This window comes from Micromonospora parastrephiae (assembly GCF_016802865.1).
Taxonomy (GTDB): Bacteria; Actinomycetota; Actinomycetes; order Mycobacteriales; family Micromonosporaceae; genus Micromonospora; species Micromonospora parastrephiae.
Genome location: NZ_JAEVHM010000014.1, coordinates 47,954 through 61,701 on the forward strand (window position 1 = coordinate 47,954; position 13,748 = coordinate 61,701).

Consider the following 13,748-nt stretch of genomic DNA (forward strand, 5'->3'; position numbering starts at 1 on the left):
TCCACTTCCGGTGAGAGTCGTCACCTACCGGCCAACGGCTGCGCCCGACACGGCGGATGCGGGTCGACCGGTCCGGTCGTAGCGTGGGGCGCATGCGAACCACCACGCTGGGCAGCGCAGGTCCCGAGATCGGCGTCATCGGCCTCGGATGCATGGGCATGACCCACGGATACGACATCAGCGGCCCCCGCGACGACGACACCTCCATCTCGGTCATCCACCAGGCCCTCGACCTGGGCGCCACCCTGATCGACACATCGGACGTGTACGGGCCGTACACCAACGAGGAACTGGTCGGGCGGGCGCTGGCCGGCGGCCACCGGGAGCGGGCCGTCCTGGCGACGAAGGCCGGCCTGGTGGTCACCGAGCACACCGGCGGCCCCGGCAACTCTCCGAAGATCGGCAACAACGGTCGCCCGGAGCACATCCGCGCCGCGATCGACGCCAGCCTGCGCCGACTCGGCACCGACCACGTCGACCTCTACCAGTTGCACCGGGTCGACCCGGACGTGCCCATTGAGGAGTCCTGGGGCGCGATGGCGGAGGTCGTAACGGCGGGCAAGGCGCGCCAGATCGGCCTGTCCGAGGTGAGCGTGGCCCAGATCGTGCGGGCCCAGGCGGTACACCCGGTGGCGTCGGTGCAGTCCGAGCTGTCGCTGTGGACCCGCGACCCGCTGACCGAGGTGCTGCCGTACTGCGCCGAGCAGGGCATCGCCTTCCTGCCGTTCTCGCCGCTGGGTCGGGGGTTCCTCGCCGGCCGGTTCACCTCGTTCGACGACCTGCCCGCCGACGACTTCCGCCGTGGCCTGCCGCGTTTCCAGCAGGACGCGTTGCGGGCCAACCTCGCGATCGTCGCCCGGGTCCGCGAGATCGCCGACCGGGTCGGGGTCAGCCCGGCGCAGGTCGCCCTCGCGTGGGTCGTCGCCCAGGGCCGTTACGTCATTCCGATCCCCGGCACCAAAACCCCGAAGTACCTCGTGGACAACTGCGCGGCCGGCGACGTGCGGCTCAGCGCCGAGAACCTGGCCGAACTGGACGCGCTGCCCGCGCCCGAGGGCGCCCGCTACTGAGGCTCCGGCGGCCCGGCGCCGTTGCGCCGGGCCGCCACCGGCGCGCCGAACTTCACCCCGACCCCGGGCGAGTACAGCACGCTGACCGGTGGCCCGGCCGGTGTCGGCAGCCCGGCGGCGGCGACCAACTCGTCGTCCAGGTGCAGCAACTCGGCCCGGTGCAGCGGCCAACGCGGATGCCAGTTCGGCAGGTGCAGCGTGCGCCCGTACGCCCGGGTGTGCAGCCCCCAACGGGCGGTGACGAAGTGCTCGAGGGGCGTCGGTTCGTCGATCCGCTCCCTCACCCGCACCGCCATCCGGCTCGTCGTACCCGCCGGGCCGGGCCAGCGCCGCCGGCACCGGTAGGTGCGGAGGTCACCGTCGCGGTCCAACCGCATCGCCGACCAGAGGTACGGCAGACGCAGCGTCGCCCGTGCCACCAGCACCGGCACCAGGCGGGACGCGTCGAGTGAGCGGAACACGACCGCCCGCCGGCCGGTCTCGTCGACCGAGTAGAGCCGGACGTTGGTCTCCCAGAAGGTGCCGAAGTACGGGACCCCCGGGCCGCGACCGAAGCCCAACCCGACCATCCGGAAGCCGATCAGCCCTACGTAACTGACACCGTTCAGGGTGTCCGGACGGGTGCCGGTGGGCAGCAGCGGCGCGACGTGTCGCGGATCGACGGCCCAGTGCAGGAAGGTGAGGTCCTCCCAGCGCTGGCGTAGGACCGCCCAGGGGAACGCCTGTCGGGGCGCGTGGTCGACCGGTTCGGGGTGCACGCTCCCATCCTGGCCCAGGCGGTCGCCCGGTGTGGTCTCAGGCGTACGGGCCGACCCTTGACGGTGCCGATGGTCAGCGCGCTGCCGGGCAGCACCAGGCGTCGGTAGCGGCTCTACGGTGACGTGGATCGCGCGACCGGAGCGGCGTTGATGCCCCGTACGCTTGATGGAGCTGAAGCAGTGAAAACGGGAGGATCGGGGCGTGACGCGGGGTGACGTGGAGCTGGTCGCGCTCGCGCGGGCGGGAGACGTCGCGGCGCTCGGGGTGCTGCTGGCCCGGCACGAGGCCGGGATGCGGGCCGTCGCGCTGAGCATCCTCGGTTACGGGCCGGACGCCGAGGACGCGGTGCAGGACGCGATGGTCGTCGCCCTGCGTCGCATCGGCGAGGTCCGCGACCCGGCCGCCGTCGGACCCTGGCTGCGGGCGATCGTCCGCAACAACAGCCGGATGGCGTTGCGCGGCCCGAGGGCCGTCCCGGTCGCCGAGCCCGAGTGGTTCGCCCAGCCCGCCGGCACACCCACACCGGAGGAGGCACTGGACCGGACTGCGACGCGCGACTGGGTGTGGCACTCCATCGGGCAGCTGTCCGAGCCGGACCGGCTCGTCACCCTGCTGCGGTACTTCAGCGACGCGTCCTCGTACGAGCAGATCGCGACCGTGTGTGGCCTGCCGGTCGGCACCGTCCGCAGCCGCCTCAGCCACGCCCGTCGCGCGCTCGCCAACGGCCTTCGCACGGCGGCGACCGCGGCGCACGCGGACGTCACCGCCTCGAACGACTCGCGGTGGCGTGCGGGCCGCGACATGATCGCCACGGCGATGAGCGGCGACTTCGAGCGGGTGGTGCGCGAGAGCTGGTGGCCGGACGCCGAGATGATCGTGCCAGGTGGTCCGCGCGGTGGTCTGGACCTCGCGATCAACGGCATGAACAGCGATCTGACCGCAGGGGTACGCCAGCGGCTGCGCAACGTGGTGGCCAGCGGCGACGTGCTGATCTGGGAGACCGACCTGATCAGTCCGCCCGACGACCCGGAGCACTGCCCCGCCCGCAGCGCTGTGGTTGCAGCAGCTGCACGAGGGCCGGGTGCGCCAACTCACCCTCTTCCACCCCGTCCGGGCACTGGTCTGAGAAAACGTCCCCGACCGAGCGAACTTTTCCGTCGACCCACGCATCTGGTCTCCGTCATGCACCAGTTGCCGTGTCGGCGGACGCCGCACGGGTCTCGGATCGGGAGATAGTTCATGGGTTCCACCAGCCACGACGCCAGCGCCCTCGCACCCGGTGCCCACACGTTCACCGTCGACGGCGTTCGGCAGGTCTACCACGTCGCCGGCACCGGCCCGGTCTGCGTGGCGCACTCCGGCGGCCCGGGCATCGAGTGGGCCTACCTGCGGACGCCCAGCCTCGAGGCGCACTTCACCATGGCCTACGTCGAGCCGGTGGGCACGGGCGCGTCGGGGCAGCTCGACAGTCCCGACGACTACCGTCTCGACACGTATGTCCGATTCCTGCACGCCGTCGTCGCGCACCTCGGCGAACCCCGGGTGTACCTGCTCGGGCACTCGCACGGCGGTTTCGTCGTCCAGCGGTACGCCCTCGACCACGCGGACCGGGTCGCCGGCCTCGCCCTGTACGACACCTCACCCGTCACCGGCGCCGAGTTCTGGGCCGCGGCGATGGCCGGTCTCGCCGCGTACCCTCAGCGGCACCCGGACCGGCCGGAGGCGGCGGCGGTCCCGGCCGCGTTCGCACAGATCGGCGGCGCGACGGACGACGAGTCACTGGGGTCGGCTCTGCGCGCCGCCCTTCCGGTGTACTTCGCGGACTTCTGGGGTCGACAGGACGAGTTCGCCCCGTTTCAGGCGGCCGTCCGGATCTGGTCGACGCCGGCCGGCGCGCAGGACCCCACGCCCTTCGACGTGCGGGAGAACCTCGCCGAGATCACCGTGCCCGTCGTGGTGATCGTCGGGGCGTACGACTTCATCTGCGGCCCCCGCTACGCCGAGGAGCTGCACGCGGGCCTCAAGGACTCGCGCCTGGTGGTACTCGAGCACAGCGGGCACTTCGCGCACGTCGAGCAGCCGGCGGAGTTCACCGAGGCCGTGGTGGAGTTGCTGAAGCGCTGACCTCGCGCCGCGCCGCGAGGGTCCGGCTCGTCACAGCGGGCAGGCCGCGGGGTGCGGCGACGTTGCACGGTCATAGGCTTGGCACTTCGCTGCGCCGTGACGAAGGAGAGACCGCCGTGAGCCAGACCGAGCGGATGGATTCCGTCGACGAGTGGAACGTGGCCGAGGACGACGGGGTCCTGGACGCCTCCGACACCCTGGACGACGACCGGGTCGGCGACCCGCTCGACACCGGCATCGTCGCCGAGGACCACTGGACGGCGGCGAACCGGTTCGGCACCACGCCCGCCGAGGAGCGGGCCGGGGAGTCCCTGGACCAGTACCTCGCCCAGGAGGAGCCGGACATCGACCCGTACGCCGAGGGCGGCGAGGACGAGGACGAGCTGACCCGCCGGGGCTACGAGACCGAGGGGCGCGCCGGCCGTCTCGTCGCCTACGACGAGGGCGTCCGCGAGGACGACGAGGCCGAGTCGGTGGCCTGGGACGCCGGGATCGACGCGGGCGCCGCCAGCGCCGAGGAAGCCGCGATCCACCTGGTGGACGACCCGAACGGGCCCGGCGACGGTCCCTTGCGCTGACGCCACGCCCGCCGCGCTCAGCACCTCACGGGGTGCCGAGCGCGGCGGGACGCTCAGTGGATGACGACGGGCGTCTTGAGCTGCTCGGCCTGCTGGTCGTCGAGCTGCGCCGGCGCACGCCGACGCGACAGCAGGGCGGCCGGGATGAACGTGAGCACGACCAGCGCGAACGCCACCCAGAACGTGTGGGCGAACGCCTTGGCGGCGAAGTCGAGCCCGCGCTCGATGAGCGACGGGTCGACCGGCGTCTGCTGGAGCAGCTCCGGTCGCTGCCGGGAGGCGATGGCCAGCCCGGCCTCGGTGACCGGCTTGCCGCTCGGGTCCACCGCACCGGGGATCAGCCGGGAGCCGTTCAGCTCGTTGGTGAGGATCACCGACATCACGGCGGCACCGACCGACCCGCCGATCTGCTGGAGGATGTTGACCAGCGTCGAGCCGCGGGCCACCTCCTGGGCCTGCAACGTCCGCAGCGCCGAGGTCATGATCGGCATCATCGTGCCGCCCATGCCCAGGCCCATCACGAACAGCGACCCACCGAGCAGCCAGTACGAGGTCTGGGGGTCGACCTGCGTGAAGCTGAAGAACCCGGCCACGATGAGCGCCAACGCGAACGGCACGGTGCGCCCGATCGGCACCCGGTCGGCCAACGTGCCGGCGATCGGCATGGTGATCATCGCGCCGAGGCCCTGCGGGGCCATCAGCAGACCGGCGGTCAACGTCGACTCACCGCGCACCTGCAGGAAGTAGCTCGGGAACAGCAGGCCGGCGCCCATGAACGCGATGATGAACACGAACAGCGTCACCGAGGCGATGGTGAGGTCGCGGTTGCTGAACAGCCGCAGATCCAGCAGCGGGTGCCGGGGCTTGAACGAGTAGAGCACGAACGCCACCACCAGCGCGCCGCCCACCAGCATCGGGGCCCACACCTTGGCCTCGGCGAAGGTGCCCGCCTCCGGCAGTGACGAGACGCCGTACAGGAACAGGGCGAGACCCGGCGACAGCATGAGCATGCCGACGAAGTCGAACGACTCGGACGGCTCGGGAGCGTCCTTCGGCAACGCGACCTGCGCGTAGATCAGCGCGACGACACCGATCGGCAGGTTGATCAGGAAAATCCAGTGCCAGCTCGCGGTGTCGATCAGCCAGCCGCCGAGGATCGGGCCACCGATCGGCCCGAGCAGCATCGGGATACCGAGGACGGCCATCAGGCGACCGATCCGGTGCGGCCCGGCCGCGCGGGTCATGATGGTCATGCCCAGGGGCATGAGCATGCCGCCGCCGAGGCCCTGCAGAACGCGGTAGCCGATCAGCTCACCGATGGTGTCGGCGGTGGCGCAGAGACCAGACCCGATCGTGAACAGCGCCAACGCCACCATGTAGAGGCGTTTCGTGCCGAACCGGTCGGCCGCCCACCCGCTGAGCGGGATCACGGTGGCCAGGGCGAGGGTGTAGCCGGTCATCGTCCACGCGACGCGGGCGTAGGACGCGTCGAACTCGTTCTGGAATGTGGGCAGCGCCACGCTGACCACTGTCACGTCGAGGATCGACATGATCGCGCCAAGGACGACGACGCCGGCCACCTTGAGCACCGCGGCGTCGAGTTTGTCCGATGTCGCGACGGATTGCTGTGTCACAAACTCTCCTGAAGTCGAATGAGCCGGCCAATGGTGGGCGGTGGCGGCGATGCCGCGCCGACCAGGCGCGGGGCGCGGCGTACCAGGACGACGACGCGGCGCAGGAAGAGTAGCCGGAGGATGTGACGGTCCGCCGCCGCATCAGCGGTCGCCGGCACGCCGCACCCGATCGGCCCTGCGATTGGAGCCGGACGTCGGCCTGTCGATGGCCGCCAGGGGCATGTGCTCCATCGGACCGGACCCCAGCCAGGGATCGCGAGACCCTGGATGAACCGCACCTGGTTGGGGTTCCGCACCGGTGCGACGGTCGGTCCATGACACCTTCCACCTACACCGTGAGCGGCCACTGGATCGGTGGCGCGACCGTCGCCGCCTCCGCCGGCACCCTTCCCGCCCAGCTGTGGCGGGAGCACCCGGTGCCGGCCGGGTACTGCCCCGCGAAGCGCTTCGTCCACCCGGAGGTGGGGCCGCTGGAGCTGCACTGTCAGACCCTGGTGGATCCCGACCAGTCCCAGACGCTGCTGGTCTTCACCGCCGTGCCCGGGGTCGGAGAGCGACGAGAAGCTGCGCCTGCTCACCGTCATCGGCGCTCAGCTCGTCTGACCCCGGTCAGCTCCGCAGGAACGCCAGCAGGTCCTTGTTGACCTGGTCCTGCATCGTCGCCGTGATGCCGTGCGGGGCGCCCGGGTAGTAGATCTCCCTGGTTGTCCGCGCTCTGCACCATGATCGGCGGTACGGCGGACATGAGCACGGCCTTGGCGACCCGCCCCGTGCCGTGCCGGCCGATGTAGCGGGCCACCTCTCCCCCGCCGGTGGAATGTCCGACCAGGGTGACGTCCCGCAGGTCCGGTGCCTCGATGACCGCGGCCAGGTCGTCGGCGTACCCGTTCATGTCGTTGCCGCCCCTGGCCTGGCTCGACCGGCCGTGCCCGCGGCGGTCGTGCGCGACCACCCGGAACCCGTTCTGGACGAGGAAGAGCATCTGCCCGTCCCACGCGTCGGCGCTCAGGGGCCAGCCGTGGGAGAAGGTGACGACCGGCCCCTCGCCCCAGTCCTTGTAGTAGATGTCGGTGCCGTCGGGCGTGGTGATGTAGCTCATGCCGATGCCTTCGCTGTTCGCCCAGGTCAGGGGTCGGTCCTCGCCTTCGATGCTAGGTGCGGGCGCTCGACGGCACGGTGGCATCGCCGGAATGCCGGCCATGACGCGGCACGGCGGGGTAGCGGGCCGGGCTGACGCCCAGGTACCGCCGGAAGTGGCGGCTCAGGTGCGCCTGGTCAAAGAACCCGGCCGCGGCGGCGGCCTCGGCGGGGCGCTGACCCGCGAGGAGCAGGCGACGCGCCAACTCGACCCGGCGACCGGTCAGGTACGCGTGCGGCGGCAGCCCGTGCGCGCGGGTGAAGGTCCGGACCAGGTGGGTCGGGTGCGCGTGCAGCAGCTCGGCGGCCTCGCGCAGCGTGACGCCGTCGACGGTCCGGACGTCCAGCAACTCACGCAGCCGGTCGGCGAGGCCGGACCCGGCCGGCGCGGCGCTGGCCGGCGTCCGTTCGCCGAGCTGCGTACGGAGTCGGTGCAGGATGAGCGCGAGGCGACTCTCCGCCTCGAACTCCTCCCCCGGCGCGGCGAGCACCTGGTGCAGGTGGTGGATCCGGGCCCGCAGGCGGGGATCGGCCAGGTCCGGCTGATCGACGGCCCGGCCGACCAGCTCGGGGTCGAGCGCCGAGGTGTCGAGGTACAGGACCCGTTTGCGAAAGCCGTTCGCCGTGGCGGAGCGACCGTCGTGCGGCACGTACGGCGGCAGCAGGGTCACCGACGTCCGCAGCGCGCCGTGCCGGTGCCGGTGCAGGTCGAAGCGGACCGCGCCGTCGTCGACGATCAGCAGTGTCCACACATCGTGGACGTGCCGCGGGTACGCGTGGTCCACGAAATGGGCGTGGAAGACCTCGGCGACCCCGGCAACGGCGGGTCGCCACGCGCTGACCTGCGAGCCGGCCGGGCGGGTGGCCACGCTAAGAACGTACAAGACCGGTCGGTGCCGCGACGGGCAGCCTCGACGCCATGACCGAACCGATCCGTTTTCCCACCAAGATCGCCGTGCTGCTCCGCAACGACCTGGCCGGCTGGCAGCGGCTGAATGTCACCGCCTTCCTGATCAGTGGCATCGCGAACGCCGAGCCGGAACTGATCGGCGAGGAGTACCGCGACGCGGACGGCACCCGGTATCTGCCGATGTTCGGCCAGCCGGTGCTGGTCTTCGTCGGCGACCGGGCGACGCTGACCGGCGCGCACTCGCGGGCGCTCGCCCGTGGGCTGCGGCTCGCGGTCTTCACGTCGGAGCTGTTCGCCACCGGCAACGACCGGGACAACCGCGCCGCCGTCCAGGCGGTCGGCCGGGAGAAGCTCGATCTGGTGGGGTTGGCCGTGCACGCGGGGCGCAACGTGGTGGACAAGGTCCTCAAGGGAGCGACCATGCACCCGTGACGGCATCCGTCGCGGCGAGGACATTGATATCGATGCGCGTGACTGTAATGATTAACAGACTTTACAGTTGGTTTCGCCGCCGGAAGGACCCTGACATGGCGCGACGAATGGCCCGGCCCGCACCCCGCCGCCCCCGCATCAGGTTGACCGCCGCACTCGCCGCGGCCCTGCTCGCCGTACCGACAAGCCTGTTCGTGGGCGCCTCCGCCGCTACGGCCGCCGCGACGGGCGCCATCACCGGGTACGGCGGCAAGTGCGTCGACGTGGCCGCCGCGAACCCGGCCAACAACACGCCGGTCCAGCTCCACACCTGCAACGGCTCGACCGCGCAACAGTGGACGGTGGGCGACGACGGCACCATCAGGGCACTGGGCAAGTGCCTCGACATCGCCGCCGCCAGCACCGCCAACGGCGCCCGGGTGCAGATCTACGACTGCAACGGCACCGGCGCGCAGCAGTGGTCGGCCAACGCCGGACAGGTCATCAACCCCACCTCCGGCAAGTGCCTCGACGCGACCGGCGCCAGCTCCGCCGACGGGACTCCCCTGCAGATCTGGAGCTGCACCGGCACCGCCAACCAGACGTGGACACTGCCCACCGGCGGCGGCACCCCACCGCCGTCCTCGGGTGGCTTCACCCACCCCGGCGTGCTGGTCAGTCGGGGTCAGCTGGACTTCGTCCGCGGGCGGGTGCAGGCCGGCGCACAACCGTGGGCGGCGGCCTACAACCAGATGATGGGCAGCCGGTACGCCTCCCTGACACGTACTCCGGCGCCCCGCGCGGTCGTCGAGTGCGGGTCCTACTCCAACCCGAACAACGGCTGCACCGACGAACGCGAAGACGCGATCGCCGCGTACACCGACGCGCTCGCCTGGTACCTCACCGGCGACGCCCGCTACGCGCAGAAGTCGATCCAGATCATGGACGCCTGGTCCGCGACGATCACCTCGCACACCGGGAGCAACGCACCGCTGCAGACCGGCTGGGCCGCATCGGTCTGGCCCCGGGCCGCCGAGATCATCAAGTACACCTACACTAGCTGGCCCAACGCCAACCGGTTCGCCACCATGCTGCGCACCGTCTACCTGCCGGTGGTGCGCAACGGGTCGAACAGCAACGGCAACTGGGAGCTGACCATGATGGAGGCCGCGGTCGGCATCGCCGTCTTCCTGGAGGACCGCACCGCCTACGACGCGGCGGTCGCCCGCTTCCTCAACCGCACCCGCGCCTTCGTCTACCTGCCCAGCGACGGCACGCTGCCGTACACGGTGCCCGGCAGCGGCCTGGACACCAGCGCCGAGATCATCGGCTACTGGCAGGGCCAGTCCACGTTCGTCGCCGGCCTCGCGCAGGAGACCTGCCGGGACTTCGTCCACACCGGGTACGGGATCTCCGCCATCTCGCACGTCGCGGAGACCTCCCGGATCCAGGGACGCGACCTGTATCCCCAGGTCGGTGAGCGGTTGCGGCAGGCGCTCGGCTTCCACTCGCGCTACCAGCTCGGCGAGGCGCCGCCCTCCTGGCTCTGCGGCGGCAGCCTCACCCGTGGCCTCGGCCCGGTCACCGAGGTCGGCTTCAACGCGATGAGCACCCGGTTGGGCAACGTCATGACCAACACGCAGACCCTCACGCTGCAACAGCGACCGGCCGGCAGCAACAATCTCTTCGTCGCCTGGGAGACGCTGACGCACGCCAACAACCCCAACTGACCCCGCCACCGTGGTCGCGCCGACCCGCGGTCGTGTTCAGCCGTCCACCCCCGGCGGCGCGTCCGGGCGCGCCGCGCCGGCCCGGGGGCACGGCTTCGGTCTGATCGGACTCACCGAGCGGGTACGCGCCCTCGGCGGCACGATCACCGCCGGTCCGGGTGTCGCCGGCGGCTGGGTGCTCGACACGGCGCTGCCCCTGCGTCCGGCGGTGGCCCGGTGACCCGGGTGCTGATCGCCGACGACCAGGCGATGGTCCGGACCGGCTTCGGCTCTTCATCGCCATCGGCACCGTCAAGGCCCATCTGGCCAGCGTGCAGACGAAGCTCCCGGCCCGCAACCGGGTCGAGATCGCCGCCTGGGCCTGGGAACGCCGCCTCGTCGGCTAGACCACCGACGCGGCCGGCCGGCTCCGCGGGGCACCCTCCGGAACCTCGATGACCTAACATTGGCATCCATGGATGGATGAGCCATTGTGGGCAATCGGAGGCGGGGGATTCGTCATGCGTGATCGTCTCAGTAGAGCAATACGATCGAAGGCCGCGGCACTGGCGGCCACCGCGCTCACCGCCGCCCTGGTCGCCGTCGGCGCGACCCCGGCGTACGCCGCCGCCGACGACACCGAACGCCCCACCGCCCCCGGCCCGATCACGGTCGTCGCCATCGACACCACCTGGATCGAGCTGACCTGGGCGGCCTCGACCGACAACGTGGGCGTGGTCCGCTACCCGGTCTCCGCGCGATACGAGGATGTCGGCGCGTCGTACTCGACCGACACCACCAGCATCCGGATCACCGGCCTGCGGCCGTCGCGCACGTACACCTTCAGCGTCTCGGCGGTGGACGCGGCCGGCAACTACTCCCTGTCGAACCCCACCCTGCGGCTGACCATGCCGCCGGGGGACGACCAACCGCCGAGCGCGCCGGGCCAACCGGTCGCGTACGACGTCGCCGCGACCCTGGTGTGGCTCCGGTGGGCCCACTCGACCGAGAACGTCGCGCTCGAACGGTACGAGGTGTTCCGGGTCGACGCCGGCGGCGCCCTCACCCGGGTCAGCGAGGTGTACCAGTACCCGCCCGGGCGCAACAGCACCCAGATCAGCGGGCTGACGCCGAACACCACGTACACCTTCGTGGTGCAGGCCCGCGACGAGGCCGGCCACCTGTCGCCACTGTCCGAACCGGTCACCGTGACCACCCTGCCGCCCCCACCGAGCTGCGCGGTCCGGTCCGTCGTGCGGCAGTGGTCGGACGGCTTCGTGGCGCACCTCGTCGTCGGGAACACCGGCTCGACGACGGTCGACGGCTGGACGATGACGTGGAGGTTCTGGGCCAGCCAGGAGCTGCGCGGCCTCTGGGGCGCGGAGATGGTCGACCGCCTCCACAACAGCTTCCTGCGGGTACGCAACGCCAGTTACAACGCGGTGATCCCACCCGGTGGCAGCGTGTCGCTGGGAATCATCGCCACCGGCACGCAACTGCCCGAGGAGGTCACGTTGAACGGCGGCACCTGTGTGGTGGCGGACGAGTAACGCTCGCGGCCCAGGTCTGGCGCACGCCGTGACATCTTGCGACGCTAATGGTCGTGTATGACTACGACGTGGTGGTGCTGGGCTCCGGACCCGGTGGGCAGAAGGCCGCGATCGCCGCCGCCAAGCTCGGCAGGCGGGTCGGCATCGTGGACCGCCGCGACATGATCGGCGGGGTGTGCATCAACACCGGCACCGTCCCGTCCAAGACGCTACGCGAGGCCGTGCTCTACCTGACCGGCCTGAGCCAGCGGGACCTGTACGGCAGCAGCTACCGGGTCAAGGAGGAGATCACGGTCAGCGATCTGGCCGCCCGCACCCAGCACGTGATCACCCGCCAGACCGACGTCATCCGCAACCAGCTCGCCCGCAACCGGGTCACGATGATCACCGGAACGGGGCGCTTCGCGGACGCGCACTCGATCTGGGTCGACGCCGGATCCGGCCGCGAGTCCAGGGTGACCTTCGACAAGATCATCATCGCGGCGGGCACCCGCCCGGCCCGCCCGGACAGCGTCGACTTCGACGACCGTACGATCGTCGACTCCGACGGGGTCATCAACCTGCAAGCCGTACCCCGCAGCATGGTCGTGGTCGGCGCCGGCGTGATCGGCATGGAGTACGCGTCCATGTTCGCCGCGCTCGGCACGAAGGTGACCGTCGTGGAACGCCGCGACCGGATGCTCGACTTCTGCGACGACGAGGTCGTCGAGTCGCTCAAGTACCACCTGCGCGACCTGTCCGTGGCGTTCCGCTTCGGCGAGGAGGTCGCCGCGGTGGAGAAGCACCAGACGGCCGCGCTGTGCATCCTCAAGAGCGGCAAGAAGATCGTCGCGGACACGGTGATGTACTCCGCGGGCCGGCAGGGCCAGACCGACGACCTGGCGCTGGAGGCGGCCGGCCTGGAGGCGGACCGGCGGGGCCGGATCAAGGTCGACGCCAACTACCGCACCTCGGTGGAGAACATCTACGCCGTCGGTGACGTGATCGGTTTCCCGGCGCTCGCGTCCACCTCGATGGAGCAGGGCCGGTTGGCCGCCCAGCACGCCTGCGGCGAGCCGATCCGGGAGATGCACGGCCTGCAACCCATCGGCATCTACACGATCCCGGAGATCAGCTTCGTCGGGCAGACCGAGGCGCAGCTCACCGACACCTCGACACCGTTCGAGGTCGGTATAGCGCGCTACCGGGAGCTGGCCCGGGGCCAAATCGTGGGTGACTCGTACGGCATGCTGAAGCTGCTGGTCTCGCCCGACGACGGCCGACTGCTCGGGGTGCACGTGTTCGGCACCGCCGCCACCGAGATCGTCCACATCGGCCAGGCCGTGATCGGCTGCGGGGGCACGATCGACTACCTGGTCGACGCGGTGTTCAACTACCCGACGCTGGCCGAGGCGTACAAGGTGGCCGCCCTCGACGCGTCCAACAAGATCCGCAACATCACCCGCATCGACGGCTGACGTCGCGGTCACGGTGGACCGAGGCCGGTCGGTGCGGAGGGTTCCGGGCTCCCCCGCACGACCGGGGTCTTCGTCAGCCCGCCGTGCAGGTCGGGCTGAGGCTGCGGCGGTGCCGTTGGCCTGGAACCCGAACTCGGTGGACTGCCCGGCGCCGACCTGGCCGTTGTAGGCCACGTTCGTCCAGCTCGTCGTGCCGGTGTCACCGCTGTGGTTGGCGCTCCAGGCGCCGGTGACCGTCGCGCCCGACGGCAACGTGATCGTCACCGTCCAGGAGTTGAGAGCGGACGAGCCGGCCGTCACCCGGACGTTCGCCACGAAGCCACCCGTCCACTGGTTCACCGACACCGTCGCGGTGCAGCCGCCAGGCCCCCGGAGGCGGGGTCGTGGGCGGCGGGGGTGGTGGGCGGTG

General features: G+C 71.1%; 13 protein-coding genes and 3 pseudogenes. 11 read left to right on the forward strand and 5 right to left on the reverse strand.

Translation table 11 applies throughout. The features are described from left to right. Positions 1-92: 92 nt before the first annotated feature. Entirely contained in the window at positions 93-1,070 is a 978-nt protein-coding gene (locus JNW91_RS05560; protein ID WP_203173848.1) for an aldo/keto reductase, read from the forward strand. Here JNW91_RS05560 and JNW91_RS05565 read toward each other — a convergent pair. Then, positions 1,064-1,828, reverse strand: coding sequence for a YqjF family protein (locus tag JNW91_RS05565; RefSeq protein WP_203173849.1), 765 nt, complete (start codon positions 1,826-1,828; stop codon positions 1,064-1,066). The two genes, JNW91_RS05560 and JNW91_RS05565, sit on opposite strands and share 7 nt — an antisense overlap. 202 nt (positions 1,829-2,030) lie before the next feature. Between JNW91_RS05565 and JNW91_RS05570 the strand changes: the two genes are divergently transcribed. The 3 genes from JNW91_RS05570 to JNW91_RS05580 all read left to right on the forward strand — a co-directional run bounded on the left by JNW91_RS05570 (position 2,031) and on the right by JNW91_RS05580 (position 4,531). Then, entirely contained in the window at positions 2,031-3,065 is a 1,035-nt protein-coding gene (locus tag JNW91_RS05570) for an RNA polymerase sigma factor (protein ID WP_203173850.1), read from the forward strand. A gap of 3 nt (positions 3,066-3,068) precedes the next feature. After that, positions 3,069-3,953: an alpha/beta fold hydrolase gene (locus tag JNW91_RS05575; protein ID WP_203173851.1), complete on the forward strand. Its 885-nt coding sequence runs from the start codon at positions 3,069-3,071 to the stop codon at positions 3,951-3,953. Between the two features lie 116 nt (positions 3,954-4,069). Next, positions 4,070-4,531, forward strand: coding sequence for a DUF5709 domain-containing protein (locus tag JNW91_RS05580; protein ID WP_203173852.1), 462 nt, complete (start codon positions 4,070-4,072; stop codon positions 4,529-4,531). A 53-nt stretch (positions 4,532-4,584) separates the two neighbouring features. Here the strand turns inward: JNW91_RS05580 and JNW91_RS05585 are convergent, their stop codons facing one another. Beyond that, on the reverse strand, positions 4,585-6,165 hold the full coding sequence (locus JNW91_RS05585) for a DHA2 family efflux MFS transporter permease subunit (protein WP_203173853.1): 1,581 nt from the start codon (positions 6,163-6,165) through the stop codon (positions 4,585-4,587). 314 nt (positions 6,166-6,479) lie between these two features. Here JNW91_RS05585 and JNW91_RS31930 point away from each other — a divergent pair, with 314 nt between their 5' ends. Beyond that, positions 6,480-6,809, forward strand: a complete 330-nt coding sequence (locus tag JNW91_RS31930) for an MmyB family transcriptional regulator (RefSeq protein ID WP_238424411.1) — start codon at positions 6,480-6,482, stop codon at positions 6,807-6,809. Between the two features lie 53 nt (positions 6,810-6,862). Here the strand turns inward: JNW91_RS31930 and JNW91_RS05595 are convergent. Together JNW91_RS05595 and JNW91_RS05600 are read right to left on the reverse strand one after the other, a co-directional pair. Next, positions 6,863-7,264, reverse strand: a pseudogene (locus JNW91_RS05595) (alpha/beta fold hydrolase); the annotation flags it as partial. Between the two features lie 52 nt (positions 7,265-7,316). Next, positions 7,317-8,171, reverse strand: a complete 855-nt coding sequence (locus tag JNW91_RS05600) for an AraC family transcriptional regulator (RefSeq protein WP_203173855.1) — start codon at positions 8,169-8,171, stop codon at positions 7,317-7,319. 50 nt (positions 8,172-8,221) lie between these two features. Between JNW91_RS05600 and JNW91_RS05605 the strand changes: the two genes are divergently transcribed. The 6 genes and pseudogenes from JNW91_RS05605 to sthA all read left to right on the forward strand — a co-directional run bounded on the left by JNW91_RS05605 (position 8,222) and on the right by sthA (position 13,339). After that, entirely contained in the window at positions 8,222-8,644 is a 423-nt protein-coding gene (locus JNW91_RS05605; RefSeq protein ID WP_203173856.1) for a DUF2000 domain-containing protein, read from the forward strand. A gap of 95 nt (positions 8,645-8,739) precedes the next feature. Then, positions 8,740-10,353, forward strand: coding sequence for a ricin-type beta-trefoil lectin domain protein (locus JNW91_RS05610; RefSeq protein WP_238424413.1), 1,614 nt, complete (start codon positions 8,740-8,742; stop codon positions 10,351-10,353). A 10-nt stretch (positions 10,354-10,363) separates the two neighbouring features. After that, on the forward strand, positions 10,364-10,573 hold the full coding sequence (locus tag JNW91_RS31935; RefSeq protein ID WP_238424414.1) for a sensor histidine kinase: 210 nt from the start codon (positions 10,364-10,366) through the stop codon (positions 10,571-10,573). A 49-nt stretch (positions 10,574-10,622) separates the two neighbouring features. Continuing rightward, positions 10,623-10,739, forward strand: a pseudogene (locus JNW91_RS05620) (LuxR C-terminal-related transcriptional regulator); the annotation flags it as partial. A gap of 114 nt (positions 10,740-10,853) precedes the next feature. Further along, the gene (locus tag JNW91_RS05625) at positions 10,854-11,882 is read left to right on the forward strand and encodes a fibronectin type III domain-containing protein (protein WP_203173857.1); all 1,029 of its coding nucleotides are present in this window, start codon (positions 10,854-10,856) and stop codon (positions 11,880-11,882) included. A 47-nt stretch (positions 11,883-11,929) separates the two neighbouring features. Further along, complete coding sequence (gene sthA, locus JNW91_RS05630; RefSeq protein ID WP_238424415.1) at positions 11,930-13,339, forward strand: Si-specific NAD(P)(+) transhydrogenase; 1,410 nt, start codon at positions 11,930-11,932, stop codon at positions 13,337-13,339. Positions 13,340-13,412: 73 nt separating this feature from the next. On the opposite strand, the pseudogene JNW91_RS05635 reads toward sthA, so the two are convergent. Next, a pseudogene (locus JNW91_RS05635) lies at positions 13,413-13,748 on the reverse strand (cellulose binding domain-containing protein); the annotation flags it as partial.

Bases quoted from the DNA above. Each gene is read 5' to 3' on its own strand.
- JNW91_RS05560 (WP_203173848.1), top strand. From the start codon at position 93: ATGCGAACCACCACGCTGGGCAGCGCAGGTCCCGAGATCGGCGTCATC.
- JNW91_RS05575 (WP_203173851.1), top strand. From the start codon at position 3,069: ATGGGTTCCACCAGCCACGACGCCAGCGCCCTCGCACCCGGTGCCCAC.
- JNW91_RS31930 (WP_238424411.1), top strand. From the start codon at position 6,480: ATGACACCTTCCACCTACACCGTGAGCGGCCACTGGATCGGTGGCGCG.
- JNW91_RS05605 (WP_203173856.1), top strand. From the start codon at position 8,222: ATGACCGAACCGATCCGTTTTCCCACCAAGATCGCCGTGCTGCTCCGC.
- JNW91_RS05610 (WP_238424413.1), top strand. From the start codon at position 8,740: ATGGCGCGACGAATGGCCCGGCCCGCACCCCGCCGCCCCCGCATCAGG.
- JNW91_RS05625 (WP_203173857.1), top strand. From the start codon at position 10,854: ATGCGTGATCGTCTCAGTAGAGCAATACGATCGAAGGCCGCGGCACTG.
- sthA (WP_238424415.1), top strand. From the start codon at position 11,930: ATGGTCGTGTATGACTACGACGTGGTGGTGCTGGGCTCCGGACCCGGT.